The sequence below is a fragment of the Nonomuraea purpurea genome (genome assembly GCF_042650645.1).
GTDB classification, from domain to species: Bacteria; Actinomycetota; Actinomycetes; order Streptosporangiales; family Streptosporangiaceae; genus Nonomuraea; species Nonomuraea purpurea.
In genome coordinates, this window is sequence record NZ_JBHSBI010000027.1 from 1 (window position 1) to 15275 (window position 15275).

The window sequence follows — 15275 nt, forward strand, 5'->3', positions numbered from 1 at the left end:
CGAGGGGCTCCTGGATGCGCGCAAAAGAGACGCGACGGGGACCAGCGGGTACGGCGGAGGCGTTGCGCGAGGCTGCCAACAGATGTCCTTCCGAGGGCTCGCGGCGGACTGACTACACGCACGCCAGACAACCTCGCAACGTGAGCAAGCATCGCGGGTCGTCAAAGGGCAGCGCAAAGGGGCAGTGTAGCCGAACGGCACACGCCTGTCCACTTCGCTCTCGCTGCATGCTCCACGTTGGTCGCAGCATCGCCCGTTCGAGCGCAAACGTCAAGCCCACAACCCCGACTTTTAGCCGACTAGGGGCCCGGACGCTGGGTTTTCTCCCCTGTGTGAGCAGTCGCCTACCGCCCGGCCCAAGACGATACCCGCGATCGTGGGCGGTTAACGCTCTGTCACATCCGGGGTCGAACCCATGCCGACAACCGGTGTCGCAGTGACTGAGTTACCCGGGTCAAAGGCTTCGCTAAACCTGATTTTTGGTAACAATTGAAGTAACCGGCGCGCCCGGCGCCTCAGGCGGCCCCCAGCAGGGTCGACAGGTCCGCCACCAGCCAGCGCTCGTCTTGCCACACCATGACGAACCTGGCCCGATTCTGGGTGAACTGTTGCTGGGGCTCGGCTTTGCCGGGGATCTCCTTGACCGTACCAGTGTTAACGAAAAGCAAAACCTCTACGCGATCAGGTTCCGCCCGCTCGATCCCGGCCCCCGCCACGGCCACGGTCTGGACGATCTTCTGAGCCTTGGCCCTGGACGCCAGCGACGTCGTCAGCTCCTCGTAGTGCTTGGTCAACTCCCCCGTGGTGTGCCGCCCGGCCCGCGCCAGGTCCTCCTCCACCGTCCGGTAGTCGTAGGAGAGCAGATCGGGCGCGGCCTCCTTGGCCGCCGCCAGCGCCTGAACGCGAGCCACGTCGGCATCGCGCAGGTTACGCAGGTCGAACCACATCGTCGGCACCAGCACGGCCCCCACGACCACCAGGACGCCCAGCAACACGATCACGAACGTTCTCACATCACCTGCACCACCTTGGACACCAGCCAGCCGCCGCCGATCTTGGTCACGTCCATCGACCAGCGGTAGTACCGTTCCTGCGGCGCGCTCTTCGAGCCGTCCCAGCGAATCTCCACATCGGCCACGACCAGCACCTTGGCCACGGTGTCCGTCATCGAGACCAGCCCTGTCGCGCGCAGCACGCCGTGCTGGACGACCTTGTTCTCGACCGTGGTGGCCTTGAGCTTGGCCGTGGTGGAGTCGTACTCCCGCCTGGCCTCGCCGGTGGAGGTGTCGAGGATACGCCGCACGTCGGCCTCTGCCGTGCGGTAGTCGAGCGAGACCAGGTTCTTCGCGTGGATGCCCGCCGCCTGCAGCGCCGCCCGCCTGTCGCCAGCCCTGCCCTGCTCCTCGCGCGCCTGTGCGGCGATCCACACGCCGGTGCCGACCAGCACCGCCAGCACCCCGCTGAGCGCCGCGATCAGGATGCGAGCGGGTCGAACAGGAAGTCCCGCCACGTCTGCTCACTCCTTCCCGGCCGGTCGCCGGGATCATAACGCGACACCCGCTCACGTAGCCCCGCAATCAACCGAGCGGGTCTGGGAGCCGGATGCCTTCATGATCGAGCTTGTCGAGGTCATCAATGAGAAAGGAATCATGAGGCCGACGAAGGAGGCCACATGACCGAACCGGTCATGCGGCGTCAGATCTCCCGCGAATACCTCCACGTGGCCCTCAGAGGCCCGCTGAGCGTCTCGCACGCCTCTCCCCGTCCGGAAGAGCCCCAGCGGGCGGTGCGCCGCCTTGGGCTATCTGGTGCCGTGGAAGTGGACGTTGATCAAGCGCGGGTACTCGTCCAGCCAGTTGCGTCCGCGTTCGTCCACGAACGAGCCCTGCGGCGGGAGGACGCCGTTGGCCGCCAGCCAGGTGCCGGGCGGCTGCTGGGTGCGGCGGAGCCTGTTTCCTGTCGGCATGAGCTGCGGCGGGATCGGCGGCAGCGCCCCGGGATCCTGCCCGAGCTGCGCCTCGGCCTCCAGCTCCGAGACGTCCTTCTCCTCCGACATGCCGATCGGGCCGTGCCTCCTGGCGTTCAGGAACTGCCTGACCACCGGCTCGTCGCTGGACAGCAGCATCTCGCGCGGCCCGAACATGACCAGCTCGCGCCTGAACAGCAGCCCGATGTTGTCGGGGACCGTGCGGGCGGTGTTGATGTCGTGGGTCACGATCAGGAACGTCGCCTCGATCTCGGCGTTGAGGTCGACGATGAGCTGGTTGAGGTACGCGGTGCGGACGGGGTCGAGGCCGGAGTCCGGCTCGTCGAACAGGATGATCTCCGGATCCAGCACCAGCGCCCTGGCCAGCCCGGCCCGCTTGCGCATGCCGCCGGAGATCTCCCCCGGCAGTTTGCCCTCGGCACCGAGCAGGCCGACGAGCTCCATCTTCTCCATCACGATCCGACGAATCTGGGCCTCGCCCTTCTTGGTGTGCTCACGCAGCGGGAAGGCGACGTTGTCGTAGAGGCTGAGCGAGCCGAACAGGGCGCCGTCCTGGAAGAGCACGCCGAACAGCCGGCGCAGTTCGTAGAGCTTGTTCTCGTCGCAGCCGGCCAGGTCGTACCCGTCGATCCAGATGTGGCCTCGGTCGGGCCGCAGCAGGCCGACCAGCGTCTTGAGGAAGACCGACTTGCCCGTGCCGGAGGGGCCGAGCAGCACCGAGATCTCGCCCGCCGGCAGGGTGAGCGAGACGTCCTCCCAGATGACCTGCCGGCCGAACGACTTGGTCAACCCGTCGACCACGACCTCGACGCCCACCTGGCCACCCCTTCCAGTCGGAAGATGCCATCACGGTAGCGGCGCCGCGCCGAATTGGAACCCGATCCAATAACTTGTTACTCCGCGGTTATGAGCCGTCCGGCGCGGTGATCGCCCGCAGGGCCGGCCGCAGCACCTTGGCGATCTCCTCCTGGGGCAAGTCGCGCAGTTCGTCCAGTTCCAGGAGCTGGTGGCCGACGGTCACGCCGAGCATGATCGTCATCACCAGCGCCGCCCGCACCCGGGCGTCCTCGGCGGGCAGCGACTCGGCCAGCCGGTCGATCTGCCCGCTCAGCACCTCCCGCGCCGACACGGCCGCCTCGGGATGGGTGAGCATCGAGCGCATCATGGCCAGCGAACTCTGCGGCAGCTTGGCCATCTTCAGGTTGATCGTGCCGAGCAGCCGTTCGACCAACTCGTCCGCGTCGAGGTCCGCTTCTGGGACGGGCGTCACGCGGACGGCCTGGCGGAAGAGCTCCTGCTTGTTGCCGAAGTACTGCATGACCAGCGCGGGATCGATCTCGGCCGCCTTGGCGACGGCCCTGATGGTGGTGCGTTCGTAGCCCACGTCGGCGAACAACGCCCTGGCCGCGTCGAGGATCCTGCCCTCGGTCCTGCGCCGCCGTTCGGCACGCGGAAGCGATCTCTCCTCCACGCACCCGACTCTACATGCGTTGACCGAGCGGGCAGATTCGCTCTACGCTCGTTGAGTCAACGCACGTTGAGCGAGGGGGTTTCTCCATGTCCATCGAGGACGTCGTCACCGGCTACCACGCCGCCATGCTCCACAAGTCCGCCGACGAACTGGCCGATCTCTACGCGAAGGACGGGCTGCACGAGTTCCCGTTCGGCGGGCTGCCGCCGTTCAAGGGGCGGGAGGAGGTCCGCGCGGGCTGTCAGGCGATGTGGGGCGGAACCGCGTTCGACGCCCGGGAGGTACGGCGGGTCGCGCTGCACAGGACCGAGGACCCGGAGGTCGTGGTGGTGGAACAGACCACGGTCGTCGCGGCAGCCGGACAGTCGGTCGACGTACCCGGGCTGCTGATACTCCGGGTCAGGAACGGAGAGATCATCCACACCAGGGACTACATGGACACCAGCGCCATCGCCCGAGTGCGCGCCGCAGCCAGCTGACCCCCGGGCCCGGCTCGCTTGGCGAGGCCTCACGGAGCGAGGCCTCACGGAGCGAGGCCTCACGGAGCGAGATCGATCATCGTGGCACCGTCGACGGTCCTGGCGGTGAAGGTGTGCCGCACCCATTCGGCGATCCTGGCGGCGTCGTCGCTCCCACCCGCGCTCCCACCCGCGCTCCCGCCCGCGCTCCCGCCGAAGTCGCCCATGCCCGTGTCGACGGCGTAGCGGATCTTCTTCTCGGCGACGTACCGCTTGAACTGTTCGAGCGTGCACGCCGGGTCGGTGCCGTTGACCCCGCCCACAGCCATCACCGGCAGGCCGCCGGCGAACTGGCAGGAGGCCGTGTGTAGGCGGCGGCATCGTTCTTCAGCAGTGCGGTCAGTTCGTTCTGGGGGCGACGAGAAGTACATGCCCCTCAAGAGGCCAGGAATGCAAAAAGAGGCGGACACACCCGGCACCAGGGTGTGTCCGCCTCTTTTCGAAGAGCTGTGCGTGAAGGGGAAGTTACTTCACGGTCACGGTGGCGCCGGCGCCCTCGAGGGCAGCCTTGGCCTTCTCCGCCTGCTCCTTGTTGACCTTGCCGTCGAAGACGGCCTTGGGAGCGCCGTCCACCAGGTCCTTGGCCTCCTTGAGGCCCAGGGACGTGAGGGCGCGGATCTCCTTGATGACCTGGATCTTCTTGTCGCCGGCAGCCTCGAGGACGACGTCGAACTCGTCCTGCTCCTCAACAGCGGCGGCCTCGCCACTGGCGGCGGCCGGGGCGGCGGCAACCGCGACGGGGGCGGCGGCCTTGACGTCGAAGAGGTCTTCGAACTGCTTCACGAAGTCGGACAGCTCGAGGAGGGTCATCTCCTTGAACGCGTCGAGCAGCTCGTCGTTGCTGAGCTTCGCCATGATGGTTTCCTTACGTTTGGGACTTGCTGAAAACTGGGAACGGGACCGCGGAAAGTTGCGGCAACCCCCGTCTTACTCGCCCGATTCTTCGCGCTTGGCGCGCAGGGCCTCGGCAAGCTGAGCCATCTGCGTCGGCAGCGCGGCGAACACCGCGGCAGCAGCGCTCTGCTTCGCCTTCATCGCACCGGCGAGCTTGGCGAGGAGAACCTCGCGGGACTCGAGGTCGGCGAGCTTGGTGATCTCGTTGGCGTCAAGCGTCTTGCCGTCGAGGACGCCACCCTTGATCACCAGAAGGGGATTGGCCTTGGCGAAGTCACGCAGACCCTTGGCCGCCTCGACAACGTCACCGTTGACGAAGGCGATCGCGGTCGGCCCGGCGAGCAGGTCGGCGAGACCCGCGAGCCCGGCCTGGTCGGCCGCGATCTTGGTCAGGGTGTTCTTCGCCACGGCGAACTTCGCATTCTCACCGAGAGAGATGCGCAGCTCCTTGAGCTGCGCGACGGTGAGACCGCGGTACTCGGTCAGAACGGCGGCGGCGCTGCCCTCGAACTCGCTCTTGAGCTCGGCAACCGCTGTCGCCTTATCCGCCCTCGCCATGGGCCTCCTTCCAGATGTGCCACCGGCGAAGGCCCCAGAAATGAGAACAGCCCCGAGCGCAGGAGCGCACGGGGCTTCACACACATGGATCAGACCATATGGGAAACTCGCATCACACCTGCGCAGGCCGTCCACATGATGTGGATCCTTCGGTCGCCAGGATTTGAGCACCTGACGACGACCGGCGGTCTTCGGCAACGACCAGAGTACGGGCTGGCCGCCGAGTTTCCAAATCGTTCTCAGTTAGTCGTGCCCTTGGGCAGCTCTCCAACCTGGTCGGCGGGCGGGGCCGCGATGTTCACCTGCTCGTTGAAGCCCTTGAACAGCAGGGTGGCGTCGAGGGTCGCGCCCTCCTTGGCGCCGTTCATGGCGAGCTTGCGCGGCAGGCCGTCGGCGGCCACCCAGATGTCGAACTTGACGTCCTTGAGCTCCGCCAGGCCCCTCTTGGCCTGCTCCTGCTTGTCGGCGGGCAGTTGCCCCAGCGCCACGTCGACCGGGAACGTGCCGCTGTAGTGCGTGGTGTCCGTGCCGTTGACGCTCTCGTTGCCGACGGACTTGACGTCCTGGGAGGCCGTGACCAGCTTGGTCATGTTGCCCAGATCGAACTGCTGGATCTGGCCCAGGTACTGGTCCACCTGGCCGGAGTCACCGGCTTCCTTGAGCGGGACCTTGATCCAGGGCTTGGTGCCGCCCACGAGCTCCTTCAGCGCCTCGACCTTGACGTAGACGGTGTCGCCCTGCAGCACGGCGCGGACGCCGCCAGGCAGGCTCCTGTCGCCCATGTCGATGCTGTCGAGGGTGAGGTCGACGGCGAGCTGGGGCTTGCTCTGGTAGAGCATGCGGCCCTGCACCTTGCCGTTACCTTCCTGCGGGTGCGTCACGTTGACCACGGCGTCGACCGTGTAGCTGGTGACCTCGGCGGTCTTCTGCGCGGCCTGCGCGAGCACCTCGGAGGCGGCCAGGTTGACCTGGATGGGCTGGGCGTTCGATCCGCAACCGGCGACCGCCGCCACAACGAGCGCGGCTCCGGCCGCGGTGAGAGTTATCGTGCGCTTCAGCATGACTTGACCCTAACTTTAGGCTTCCCCGTTGTGGCGCATTCCCGCACAACTAAGGGAAAACCCAGGGTTATCCCTCACAAGCCTGCACACTTCCTCCACAACCCACCTCACCAGCCCACACTCTCCAGCCACAAAACTCTCACCACCCCGCCACCCTCCGCAGGCCCCCGGCCAAGGCGCTGAGGCACCGGGAAGGGGCCAACGAAGAAGCACGCGGTTACACCGCAAACACAACTGCCCGGCCACCGGGCAAACTTCGAAAGGCCGGCCGCCGGGGCAAGCTTGGCTCAGGTCCAAGGCGAGGCCGAGAACCCGCCCAGCGGGCCACAAGACGCGCTGAAAGCCAGCCAGGAGCACGCCAAGCCACGACCGAACGTGGGGACCAAGGCAAGGCACAGCACCGAACAACGAGGCAGTCAGGGCACGCAACCGGCGAAGCGCACCGATACACGGCAAGGCTGAGCCCCGGCCAGGCGAGTCCCGGACGGATGCCGCGCCACGAACCGCTCGGCCACCGGACGGGCTTCGGACGGGAGGCTGGGGGGCGCGGGGCTGGGGGCACGGGGGCTGGCGGGCAAGGGTGGGACGAACTTCCGATGCGCACGTAACGGCGCTCAGACACGTGCGGGTCAGAGGCCGTTTTCCTGGAGGCCCCCGGCCACGTGCAGCGGGTGGCGGGCAACCACCGCTTGCCGTACAGAACCGTGAAGCCCAACGCGCCGTACAGAACCGAAAGGTCCCGCGCCGTACAGAACCGTGAAGCCCGACGCGCCGTACAGAACCGAAAGGTCCCGCGCCGTACAGAACCGTGAAGCCCGACGCGCCGTACAGAACCGAAAGGTCCCGCGCCGTACAGAACCGTGAAGCCCGACGCGCCGTACAGAACCGAAAGGTCCCGCGCCGTACAGAACCCAAGAACCCCGAAAAAGAAAATAGCCCCGCCGCTGGGCGAGGCTATTTCTAATGCCGGGGCAAGGCTATTCTTGATGCCGCGGCGAGGCTATTTCTAATAAAGAGAAAGGATCCGCTACTCGGGCAGGTCGGAGACGAGGCCGCGGGTGATGTTCGGGTCGACGGGGACGCCGGGGCCCATCGTCGTGGAGAAGGTGACCTTCTTCAGGTAGCGCCCCTTGGCCGCGGACGGCTTGAGACGCAGCACCTCGTCAAGGGCGGCGGCGTAGTTCTCGATGAGCTGGCGCTCGTCGAACGACGTCTTGCCGATGATGAAGTGCAGGTTGGCCTGCCGGTCGGTGCGGAACTCGATCTTGCCGCCCTTGATCTCCGTCACGGCCTTGACGACGTCGGGCGTCACGGTACCGGTCTTGGGGTTGGGCATCAGACCGCGCGGACCGAGCACGCGGCCCAGGCGGCCGACCTTGCCCATCAGGTCGGGCGTGGCCACGACGGCGTCGAACTCGTTGAGCCGGTTGCCCTTGGCGATCTCGTCGATCAGCTCGTCGGCGCCGACGATGTCGGCGCCCGCCTCGCGGGCTGCCTCGGCACGGTCACCGGTCGCGAAGACCAGGACCCGGGCGGTCTTGCCGGTGCCGTGCGGGAGGTTGACCGTGCCGCGCACGATCTGGTCGGCCTTGCGGGGGTCGACGCCCAGCCGCAGAGCGACCTCGACGGTGGCGTCGAACTTGGTGGTCGACGTCTCCTTGGCCAGCTTCGCGGCGTCGGCGGGCGAGTAGAGCTTGTCGCGGTCGACCTTGGCGGTCGCGTCCTTGTGCGCCTTGCTGCGCTGCATGATGACTCCTTGTGGTGCACGGGCCGCGTGGAGGCCCTCCCACGGTTAGGGAAAGAACTTAGTCGGCGACGGTGATGCCCATCGACCGGGCGGTGCCGGCGATGATCTTCTCGGCCGCTTCGATGTCGTTGGCGTTGAGGTCGGGCATCTTCGTCTCGGCGATGCCGCGAAGCTGCTCGCGGCTGAGCTTGCCGACCTTGTCGCGGTGCGGGACCGCGCTGCCCTTGTCGATGCCGAGAGCCTTCTTGATCAGCTCAGGCGCCGGCGGCGTCTTGGTGACGAAGGTGAAGCTGCGGTCTTCGAAAATGGTGATCTCAACGGGGATGATGTTGCCCCGCTGGGCCTCCGTCGCAGCGTTGTACTGCTTGACGAAGTCCATGATGTTGACGCCGTGGGGACCGAGCGCGGTACCCACCGGCGGCGCCGGCGTGGCCTGACCAGCCGGAAGCTGCACCTTGACCAGTGCGGCGATCTTCTTCTTCGGAGGCATGAGTCCTTCTCCGGGTCCTGATTGCGATGCCTGTCAGGGTCGCGGGGATGCGGTCCTGAACACATCGGAAGGCCGCCCGTCCAGCGGGGAACCCGTCCACGTACGGGCTTCCCGGTGGTCGTGAGCGGCGGCCGACCGAACGTCTAAGTGTATGTGATCGTCTCAGATCTTCGAGACCTGGTTGAACGAGAGCTCGACCGGGGTCTCACGGCCGAAGATCGAGACGAGCACCTTGAGCTTCTGCGACTCGGGGCTGATCTCGCTCACCGAGGCCGGCAGTGTGGCGAACGGGCCGTCCATGACCGTGACCGACTCGCCGATCTCGAACTCGACCGTCGGGCCGGCCGACGCCTTGCTGGCCGCCTTCTTGCTCTCTTCGGTCGGCTCCGGCGCGAGCAGCTTGGCGACCTCGTCGAGGCTGAGCGGGCTCGGCTTGTTGGACAGGCCGACGAAACCGGTCACGCCGGGCGTGTTACGCACCGCGGCCCAGGACTCGTCGGTCAGCTCCATGCGCACCAGCACGTAGCCGGGCAGCACCCGCTCCTTGACCGGCACCTTCTTGCCGCTCTTGAACTCCTGGACGGTGTGCGTGGGCACCTCGACCTGGTAGATGTAGTCCTCCATGTTGAGCGAGACGTTGCGGCTCTCGATGTTGGACTTCACGCGGTTCTCGTAGCCGGCGTAGGAGTGGATCACGTACCACTCGCCGGGCTGGCCGCGAAGCGAGCTCTTGAACTCTTCGACGGGGTCGACGTCAGGAAGAACACCGTCCTCGACGGCGGAAGCCTGATCCTCGGCTGCCTCGTCGCTCTTCGCGAGCTCAGCCTCTTCGATGGCCGCCTCGGCGGCCTCCTCAGTGGCCTCTTCCAGCTCGTCGCCCCACTTGTCGCGGGACTCCTCCGCCGGAAATGAAGACTCGGACACGGTGACTCTTCCTCTTTCGTCGTATCGAAATGGCGACTCCGTCAGGCGGCGCCGGCGACGTCCGGGTCAGGACCCGCCGAAGATGCGCAGGACCGCCCAGCCCAGGGCGCTGTCCAGCCCATACACGATCGCGACCATGATCAGAACAAATACCAGAACGACCGTCGTATAGGTGATGAGATCCTTGCGTGTCGGCCAGATGACCTTACGAAGCTCGTTGACGACCTGCCGGTAGAAAAGGGCAGGCGAAGTGCGTGTCTTCTTGTCGCCACTAGGCTTGTCTGCGGTCTCGCCGCGCGTGTCGATCGCCACAGTCCTCACCTGAATCTGTCGTATCCAACGCAGTTTTGCGGCGCGCTTACACGCCAATTATTGCGCGGACCGCACTCGCAGGGCACGAGGGACTCGAACCCCCAACCGCCGGTTTTGGAGACCGGTGCGCTACCAATTGCGCCAGTGCCCTATGTCATCGACCAGACTACCCTGATCGACTCACTGCATGGACCGAACCGCGCAACGACATGCGACGGCAGGACCAGGCGAAAGCATACGGGGGATTGCCGGGTACGTCGAACCGATTGCTGATCGCCCAGGTCACGCGCGCGTCGCGGCCGCGTGAAAGCATGGACGCATGTCCACCCGACGCCGCATCTCAGCAAGAATCTCCGCCATCTCAGAGTCCGCCACGCTCGCCGTCGACGCCAAGGCGAAGGCCATGAAGGCGGCCGGGCGGCCCGTCATCGGCTTCGGCGCGGGCGAACCCGACTTCCCGACGCCCGGCTACGTCGTCGAGGCCGCGATCGAGGCGGCCCGCGACCCGCGCTTCCACAAGTACACCCCGGCCGGCGGCCTCCCCGAGCTGAAGCAGGCGATCGCCGCCAAGACGCGGCGCGACTCCGGCTACGCGGTCGAGGCGTCGCAGGTGCTGGTCACCAACGGCGGCAAGCAGGCCGTGTACGAGGCGTTCGCGACGCTGCTCGACCCCGGCGACGAGGTCCTGGTCGTCGCCCCTTACTGGACCACCTACCCCGAGGCGATCAAGCTGGCCGGGGGCGTCCAGGTCGACGTGGTGGCCGACGAGTCCACCGGCTACCTGGCGGGCGTGGAGCAGCTGGAGGCCGCGCGCACCGAGCGGACGAAGGTTGTGCTGTTCGTCTCGCCGTCCAACCCGACGGGCGCCGTCTACTCGCGCGAGGAGACCGTCGCGATCGGCCGCTGGGCGGCCGAGCACGGCCTGTGGGTGGTCACCGACGAGATCTACGAGCACCTCGTCTACGGCGGCGCCGAGTTCACCAGCATCGCCACGGCCGTTCCCGAGCTGGGTGACCGGGTCGTCATCCTGAACGGGGTCGCCAAGACGTACGCGATGACCGGCTGGCGCGTGGGCTGGATGATCGGCCCGTCCGACGTGGTCAAGGCCGCCACCAACCTGCAGTCGCACGCCACCTCGAACGTCTCGAACGTGGCCCAGATGGCGGCGTTGGCGGCGGTTTCCGGTGATCTGTCGGCGGTGGCGGAGATGCGTTCCGCCTTCGATCGGCGGCGCCAGACGATGGTTCGGATGCTCAACGAGATCCCGGGCGTGTTGTGCCCGGAACCAAAGGGGGCCTTCTACGCATATCCCTCCGTCAAGGAGCTGATCGGCAAGGAGCTCCGTGGCAGGCGTCCCCAGTCGTCCGCAGAGCTGGCCGAGCTGATCCTGGAGGAGGCCGAGGTCGCCGTGGTGCCCGGCGAGGCGTTCGGGACGCCCGGCTACTTCCGGCTGTCGTACGCGCTGGGCGACGACGACCTCGTCGAGGGCGTCAGCCGCCTGGCCAAGCTCCTCTCAGAAGCCCACTGAGCCCAGCGGACCGCCGACGAGGTTGTCAGGGGGCCATGGTGACGCCGGCGGCGATCGGTCTGATCTCGGTGGCCAGGCCGGGGGTCGTGGCGATGTAGACGGCCGTTCCCGGGCGTTCCAGCCACATGAAGTTCCGCAGCCCGCCCCGGCTGTTCCACCGCAGCGCCGGCCGCCCCCGGTACACCGTCAGGGACGACCTGGAGACCAGGGTGGCGAACTGCTCGGCGGTGCGCACCCCGCACACCACCCCGACGCGCACCTCCTCGTCGCTCTCCCGCCAGGTCACCCCCCTGACCCTGAGCGGGCGGGAGAGGGACCGCAGACGCGTGAACGAGCCCTCCCTGGCCATTCCCTCGGGCATGGCGGGGAAGACCACCTTGGCGGCCCCGCAGGACAGCGAGGAGCCCTTGACCGGCGCCGGTCTGACCGGCGCGGGTGTGACGTGGGCCGCCTCCTGGGTCGGAGGTTCCGGCACCTCGTCCCCGCCCCCGCAGGCCGTAAGCGTGAGGAACATGAGGAGCACCGCTGTCAGCCGCCGCATCGACCCCCCATGACGTATGTGGTTTGTCCCGCGAAAAGGATCGGGAAAAGGCTCCCAGTCTCCTACAGAAGCTTGGCCGAGGCGGCAACGGCGACCAGTTCATTACTGAGCGAATCGCTGGCCCTGACCCATGCTCCCGTGCCCGCGCGTTCCAGCCAGACGATCATCCGGCCGCCCCCGGGATGCCGCCCCACCACGGCGGGCCTGCCGCGTACGACGGTGGCGCGGGTGTCCAGCAGGGCCACCCGATCGCGGTAACCCTTCCACGTGGTGGCCACGGCGCCGTGCTCGATCCGGGCTTCGACGTACCTGTCCGCCGTCCCGAACCTGGCCCAGCCGCCCTCGACGCCGCCTGCCGGGCCGCCGGCTCCCCCACTGCTCCGGCGCCCCGCCGTCCCCACACCGCCCTGACGCCCCGAGCCGTCCTCGCGGTCGACGACTCCCCCGCCGCTCCTTTTGAGCCCCGCGGGCAGGTACGTGAGCCAGAAATCCCCCGTGACCACGGCGAGAACACTGTCGTCGGCCACCCGGGCAGGGACGACACCCGGACGATCGACCGGTTCCGCGGGCAGGGGCCGGCCGAAGCCAGAGGCGAACAGCGCGTAGATGATCAATGTCGCCGCTCCGAGCGCCAGCGCCGCGAGCGCCGCACGCCGCCCCTGCCCGATCTCGCGCTCTTCAGGGATCACGCCTGGTTGATCCCCCGTTCAGCCCCGTCCGTATCACGGGTTCACTTGATCGCCTTGACGCCTTCCGCGATCTTCTTGAGTTCGGCCGGCGAGCCCCCGCGCGGCCAGGAACTCGTCGAACGCCGCTTCGTCATCGTCTGTCATCTGCGAGTGACCCCTTTCGCCCTCCCCGACGCGCGATCCCGGCCCAAGGTTGAGTGGCAAAATGTTCGGATGGCAAGACCGCTCACCGCGCTACCCAAGGCCCATCTCCACCTGCACTTCACCGGCTCGATGCGGCACTCCACGCTGATCGAGCTGGCCAGGGATCAGGGGTTGCACCTGCCGGACGCGCTGGAGCAGGACTGGCCGCCCCGGCTGCGGGCCACCGACGAGCGTGGGTGGTTCAGGTTCCAGCGGCTGTACGACATCGCCAGGTCCGTCCTCGCCCGGCCCGAGCACGTCTACCGGCTGATGCGCGAGACGGCCGAGGACGAGGCGGCGGCCGGGTCGCGGTGGCTGGAGATCCAGGTCGACCCGTCGGGGTACGCGCAGCGGTTCGGCGGGCTAACGGCCACGCTGGAGCTGGTGCTGGACGCCGTGGCGAAAGCGGCCGAGCACGCGGGCATCGGGATGGCGGTGATCGTGGCCGCCAACAGGACCCGGCACCCCCTCGACGCGAACACCCTGGCCAGGCTCGCCTGCCAGTACGCCGGCGAGGGCGTGATCGGGTTCGGGCTCTCCAACGACGAGCGTCGGGGGCAGGCCCGCGACTTCGAACGGGCCTTCCGCATCGCCAAGCGCGGCGGCCTGCTGGCCGTCCCGCACGGGGGCGAGCTGATGGGGCCGCGCAGCGTGGCCCAGTGCGTGGACGATCTGGGCGCCGACCGGGTCGGCCACGGCGTGCGCGCGTCGGAGGACGAGTGGCTGATGAAACGGCTGGCCGACCGGCAGATCTGCTGCGAGGTGTGCCCCACCTCCAACGTGGGGCTGGGGGTGGTGGAACGAGCCGCGGACGTGCCGGTGCGGCGGCTGTTCGACGCGGGCGTGCCGATCGCTTTGGGGTCCGATGACCCATTGCTGTTTGGTACGCGGCTTCTGCGGCAGTACGAGCTGGCCCGCGAGGTCTACGACTTCAGTGACGCCGAGGTGGCCGAGCTGGCACGGCAGTCCGTACGGTCGTCGGCCGCCCCGGAGTCCGTACGCAAAGATCTGCTCAAGGGTGTGGACGACTGGCTGACGAGCTCAGCGGAGTGAGCCCGCGACCCGGATGGCCTCCTCCTTGCCCGCCATGCCCTCCAGGCGGTAGTTGAGCCCGCTCTGCTGCCAGATGAGGGTCGGGCCGGCCTGGCGCAGGGGCACCTGGGTGCCGTCCTGGCGACTGATGTAGCCGAGAGGGTGCGCGCCGGGCAGCCACCAGGCGCTGTACGGGCCGACCTTGGCGTAGTCGGGCATCGGCGGGCCCAGCTTCTTGAAGAACACCGGGTCGATGCCGCCGTCGAACTGGTCGAGCCTGATGCCGTCCGCCCAGAACATCGACACCACCCTGCCGCCGTCGGCCACCGTGACACGCTGCGCCGGGCCGAGCGCGGACGGGGTTCTGACCGGGAACCTGGCCTGCCCTGCCGCCTCTCCCGGGGGCACGGAGTGCTCGCCCGGCAGCGGGGCCGTGGTGATGACGGGCGCGGGCGGGGCGTCGCCCAGCTGGAGCTCGATCCCGGCGAAGCGGAGGATCCTCGCCACCGCGGCGCGGCCCTGGGGGGTGGCGGCCGTGATGGCGATGACGACCGCGAGCACGGCCGCCACGATCGTCCACCGCCTGCGCCGACGCGCGGAAGCCCCAGGGCTATGCGCCGGATCAGCCGGGGCGTCGGTGGAGAAGGGCAGGTCGGAGGCGAGGCGGGCGCGGACGGCGGCCGCCACGTCGGAAGGCGGCGGGGTGGGAACGTCGATGAGATCGCCGAGCGCCGTCAACTCGGCCTCCAATCCGTCGAAAGGCTCATCCGAGCTCATCGCCCACCTCCTCCCTCAACCGGGCCAATCCCCGATGGGTGCTGGACTTCACGGTGCCGACGGGCCAGTCGAGCACCTGGGCGGTCTCCGCTTCGCTCAGTTGTAAGAAGTACCGGCAGATGACGGCCTGGCGTTCCCGCTCGGGCAGCCGACGTACGGCGGCGAGCAGCCGGGACCGCCGGTCGCCGGCCAGCGCCGCCCCTTCGGGATCGTCGGGCGCTCTCCCGTCGGAGGCGGCGGAGCCGAGCCGGAGCACCAGCTCGGACCTGCGTCCCCGCGACCGCGTCAGGTTGTGGGTCTCGTTGGCCACGATCCGCAACAACCAGGGACGGAACGGCGCGTCCCTGCGGAAGCTCGCCAGGTGCCGGAACGCCTTGACGAACGCTTCCTGCGCCACGTCTTCCGCTTCGTCGCCCGCGCCGAGCATGGCGGCGGTACGGTGGGCGAGCGCGCTGTAGCGGGCGACCAGCACTTCGTAAGCGGCTAGGTCACCGCCGAGCGCGCGGGTGATCGCCTCGTCGTCGTCCATGGCGAGTCAGATTCCACCGCATCGGAGGGCTTAC

19 protein-coding genes and 1 tRNA gene are annotated in these 15275 nt (G+C 68.0%); 3 read left to right on the forward strand and 17 right to left on the reverse strand.

Annotation, left to right across the window (positions count from 1 at the left end; genetic code table 11):
- Nucleotides 1-515: 515 nt before the first annotated feature.
- From ACFOY2_RS39155 to ACFOY2_RS39170, 4 genes are all read right to left on the reverse strand, one after another.
- Nucleotides 516-1013, reverse strand: a complete 498-nt coding sequence (locus ACFOY2_RS39155) for a hypothetical protein (RefSeq protein WP_379533171.1) — start codon at nt 1011-1013, stop codon at nt 516-518.
- Nucleotides 1010-1510: a hypothetical protein gene (locus ACFOY2_RS39160; protein WP_379533172.1), complete on the reverse strand. Its 501-nt coding sequence runs from the start codon at nt 1508-1510 to the stop codon at nt 1010-1012. The genes ACFOY2_RS39155 and ACFOY2_RS39160 overlap by 4 nt, the downstream gene beginning before the upstream one ends.
- A 291-nt stretch (nt 1511-1801) precedes the next feature.
- Nucleotides 1802-2803 (reverse strand): ABC transporter ATP-binding protein, encoded by a 1002-nt coding sequence (locus ACFOY2_RS39165; protein ID WP_379533173.1) that lies wholly within the window; start codon nt 2801-2803, stop codon nt 1802-1804.
- A gap of 88 nt (nt 2804-2891) precedes the next feature.
- Nucleotides 2892-3458 (reverse strand): TetR/AcrR family transcriptional regulator, encoded by a 567-nt coding sequence (locus tag ACFOY2_RS39170; protein ID WP_379533174.1) that lies wholly within the window; start codon nt 3456-3458, stop codon nt 2892-2894.
- 86 nt (nt 3459-3544) lie between these two features.
- On the opposite strand from ACFOY2_RS39170, the gene ACFOY2_RS39175 reads away from it, so the two are divergent.
- On the forward strand, nt 3545-3937 hold the full coding sequence (locus ACFOY2_RS39175) for a nuclear transport factor 2 family protein (protein WP_379533175.1): 393 nt from the start codon (nt 3545-3547) through the stop codon (nt 3935-3937).
- A gap of 59 nt (nt 3938-3996) precedes the next feature.
- Here ACFOY2_RS39175 and ACFOY2_RS39180 read toward each other — a convergent pair whose 3' ends face one another.
- The 9 genes from ACFOY2_RS39180 to ACFOY2_RS39220 all read right to left on the reverse strand — a co-directional run bounded on the left by ACFOY2_RS39180 (nt 3997) and on the right by ACFOY2_RS39220 (nt 10113).
- The gene (locus tag ACFOY2_RS39180; RefSeq protein WP_379533176.1) at nt 3997-4245 is read right to left on the reverse strand and encodes a hypothetical protein; all 249 of its coding nucleotides are present in this window, start codon (nt 4243-4245) and stop codon (nt 3997-3999) included.
- Between the two features lie 196 nt (nt 4246-4441).
- Complete coding sequence (gene rplL / locus ACFOY2_RS39185; RefSeq protein WP_379533177.1) at nt 4442-4831, reverse strand: 50S ribosomal protein L7/L12; 390 nt, start codon at nt 4829-4831, stop codon at nt 4442-4444.
- 72 nt (nt 4832-4903) lie between these two features.
- Entirely contained in the window at nt 4904-5428 is a 525-nt protein-coding gene (rplJ, locus tag ACFOY2_RS39190) for a 50S ribosomal protein L10 (RefSeq protein WP_379533178.1), read from the reverse strand.
- A 239-nt stretch (nt 5429-5667) separates the two neighbouring features.
- Entirely contained in the window at nt 5668-6489 is an 822-nt protein-coding gene (locus tag ACFOY2_RS39195; RefSeq protein ID WP_379533179.1) for an LppX_LprAFG lipoprotein, read from the reverse strand.
- Between the two features lie 1027 nt (nt 6490-7516).
- Nucleotides 7517-8236 carry a 50S ribosomal protein L1 gene (rplA, locus tag ACFOY2_RS39200; protein WP_379533180.1) on the reverse strand — a complete coding sequence of 240 codons (720 nt, stop codon included), beginning with the start codon at nt 8234-8236 and terminating at the stop codon, nt 7517-7519.
- Between the two features lie 58 nt (nt 8237-8294).
- Entirely contained in the window at nt 8295-8726 is a 432-nt protein-coding gene (rplK, locus tag ACFOY2_RS39205; RefSeq protein ID WP_379533181.1) for a 50S ribosomal protein L11, read from the reverse strand.
- Nucleotides 8727-8888: 162 nt separating this feature from the next.
- Nucleotides 8889-9650 (reverse strand): transcription termination/antitermination protein NusG, encoded by a 762-nt coding sequence (nusG, locus tag ACFOY2_RS39210; RefSeq protein ID WP_379533182.1) that lies wholly within the window; start codon nt 9648-9650, stop codon nt 8889-8891.
- 66 nt (nt 9651-9716) lie between these two features.
- Nucleotides 9717-9962: a preprotein translocase subunit SecE gene (secE, locus tag ACFOY2_RS39215; RefSeq protein WP_357830789.1), complete on the reverse strand. Its 246-nt coding sequence runs from the start codon at nt 9960-9962 to the stop codon at nt 9717-9719.
- 78 nt (nt 9963-10040) lie between these two features.
- Nucleotides 10041-10113, reverse strand: a tRNA-Trp gene (locus ACFOY2_RS39220).
- Between the two features lie 168 nt (nt 10114-10281).
- On the opposite strand from ACFOY2_RS39220, the gene ACFOY2_RS39225 reads away from it, so the two are divergent.
- The gene (locus tag ACFOY2_RS39225; RefSeq protein ID WP_379533183.1) at nt 10282-11490 is read left to right on the forward strand and encodes a pyridoxal phosphate-dependent aminotransferase; all 1209 of its coding nucleotides are present in this window, start codon (nt 10282-10284) and stop codon (nt 11488-11490) included.
- A gap of 25 nt (nt 11491-11515) precedes the next feature.
- On the opposite strand, the gene ACFOY2_RS39230 is transcribed toward ACFOY2_RS39225, so the two are convergent.
- Together ACFOY2_RS39230 and ACFOY2_RS39235 are read right to left on the reverse strand one after the other, a co-directional pair.
- Nucleotides 11516-12031, reverse strand: a complete 516-nt coding sequence (locus ACFOY2_RS39230; protein ID WP_379533184.1) for a hypothetical protein — start codon at nt 12029-12031, stop codon at nt 11516-11518.
- 62 nt (nt 12032-12093) lie between these two features.
- Nucleotides 12094-12720, reverse strand: coding sequence for a hypothetical protein (locus ACFOY2_RS39235; RefSeq protein ID WP_379533185.1), 627 nt, complete (start codon nt 12718-12720; stop codon nt 12094-12096).
- 213 nt (nt 12721-12933) lie between these two features.
- Here ACFOY2_RS39235 and ACFOY2_RS39240 point away from each other — a divergent pair, with 213 nt between their 5' ends.
- Nucleotides 12934-13956, forward strand: coding sequence for an adenosine deaminase (locus tag ACFOY2_RS39240; protein ID WP_379533186.1), 1023 nt, complete (start codon nt 12934-12936; stop codon nt 13954-13956).
- Here ACFOY2_RS39240 and ACFOY2_RS39245 read toward each other — a convergent pair.
- On the reverse strand, nt 13945-14712 hold the full coding sequence (locus tag ACFOY2_RS39245) for a hypothetical protein (protein WP_379533187.1): 768 nt from the start codon (nt 14710-14712) through the stop codon (nt 13945-13947). The two genes, ACFOY2_RS39240 and ACFOY2_RS39245, sit on opposite strands and share 12 nt — an antisense overlap.
- Nucleotides 14699-15241: an RNA polymerase sigma factor gene (locus tag ACFOY2_RS39250; protein WP_379533188.1), complete on the reverse strand. Its 543-nt coding sequence runs from the start codon at nt 15239-15241 to the stop codon at nt 14699-14701. The genes ACFOY2_RS39245 and ACFOY2_RS39250 overlap by 14 nt, the downstream gene beginning before the upstream one ends.
- Nucleotides 15242-15275 lie beyond the last annotated feature (34 nt).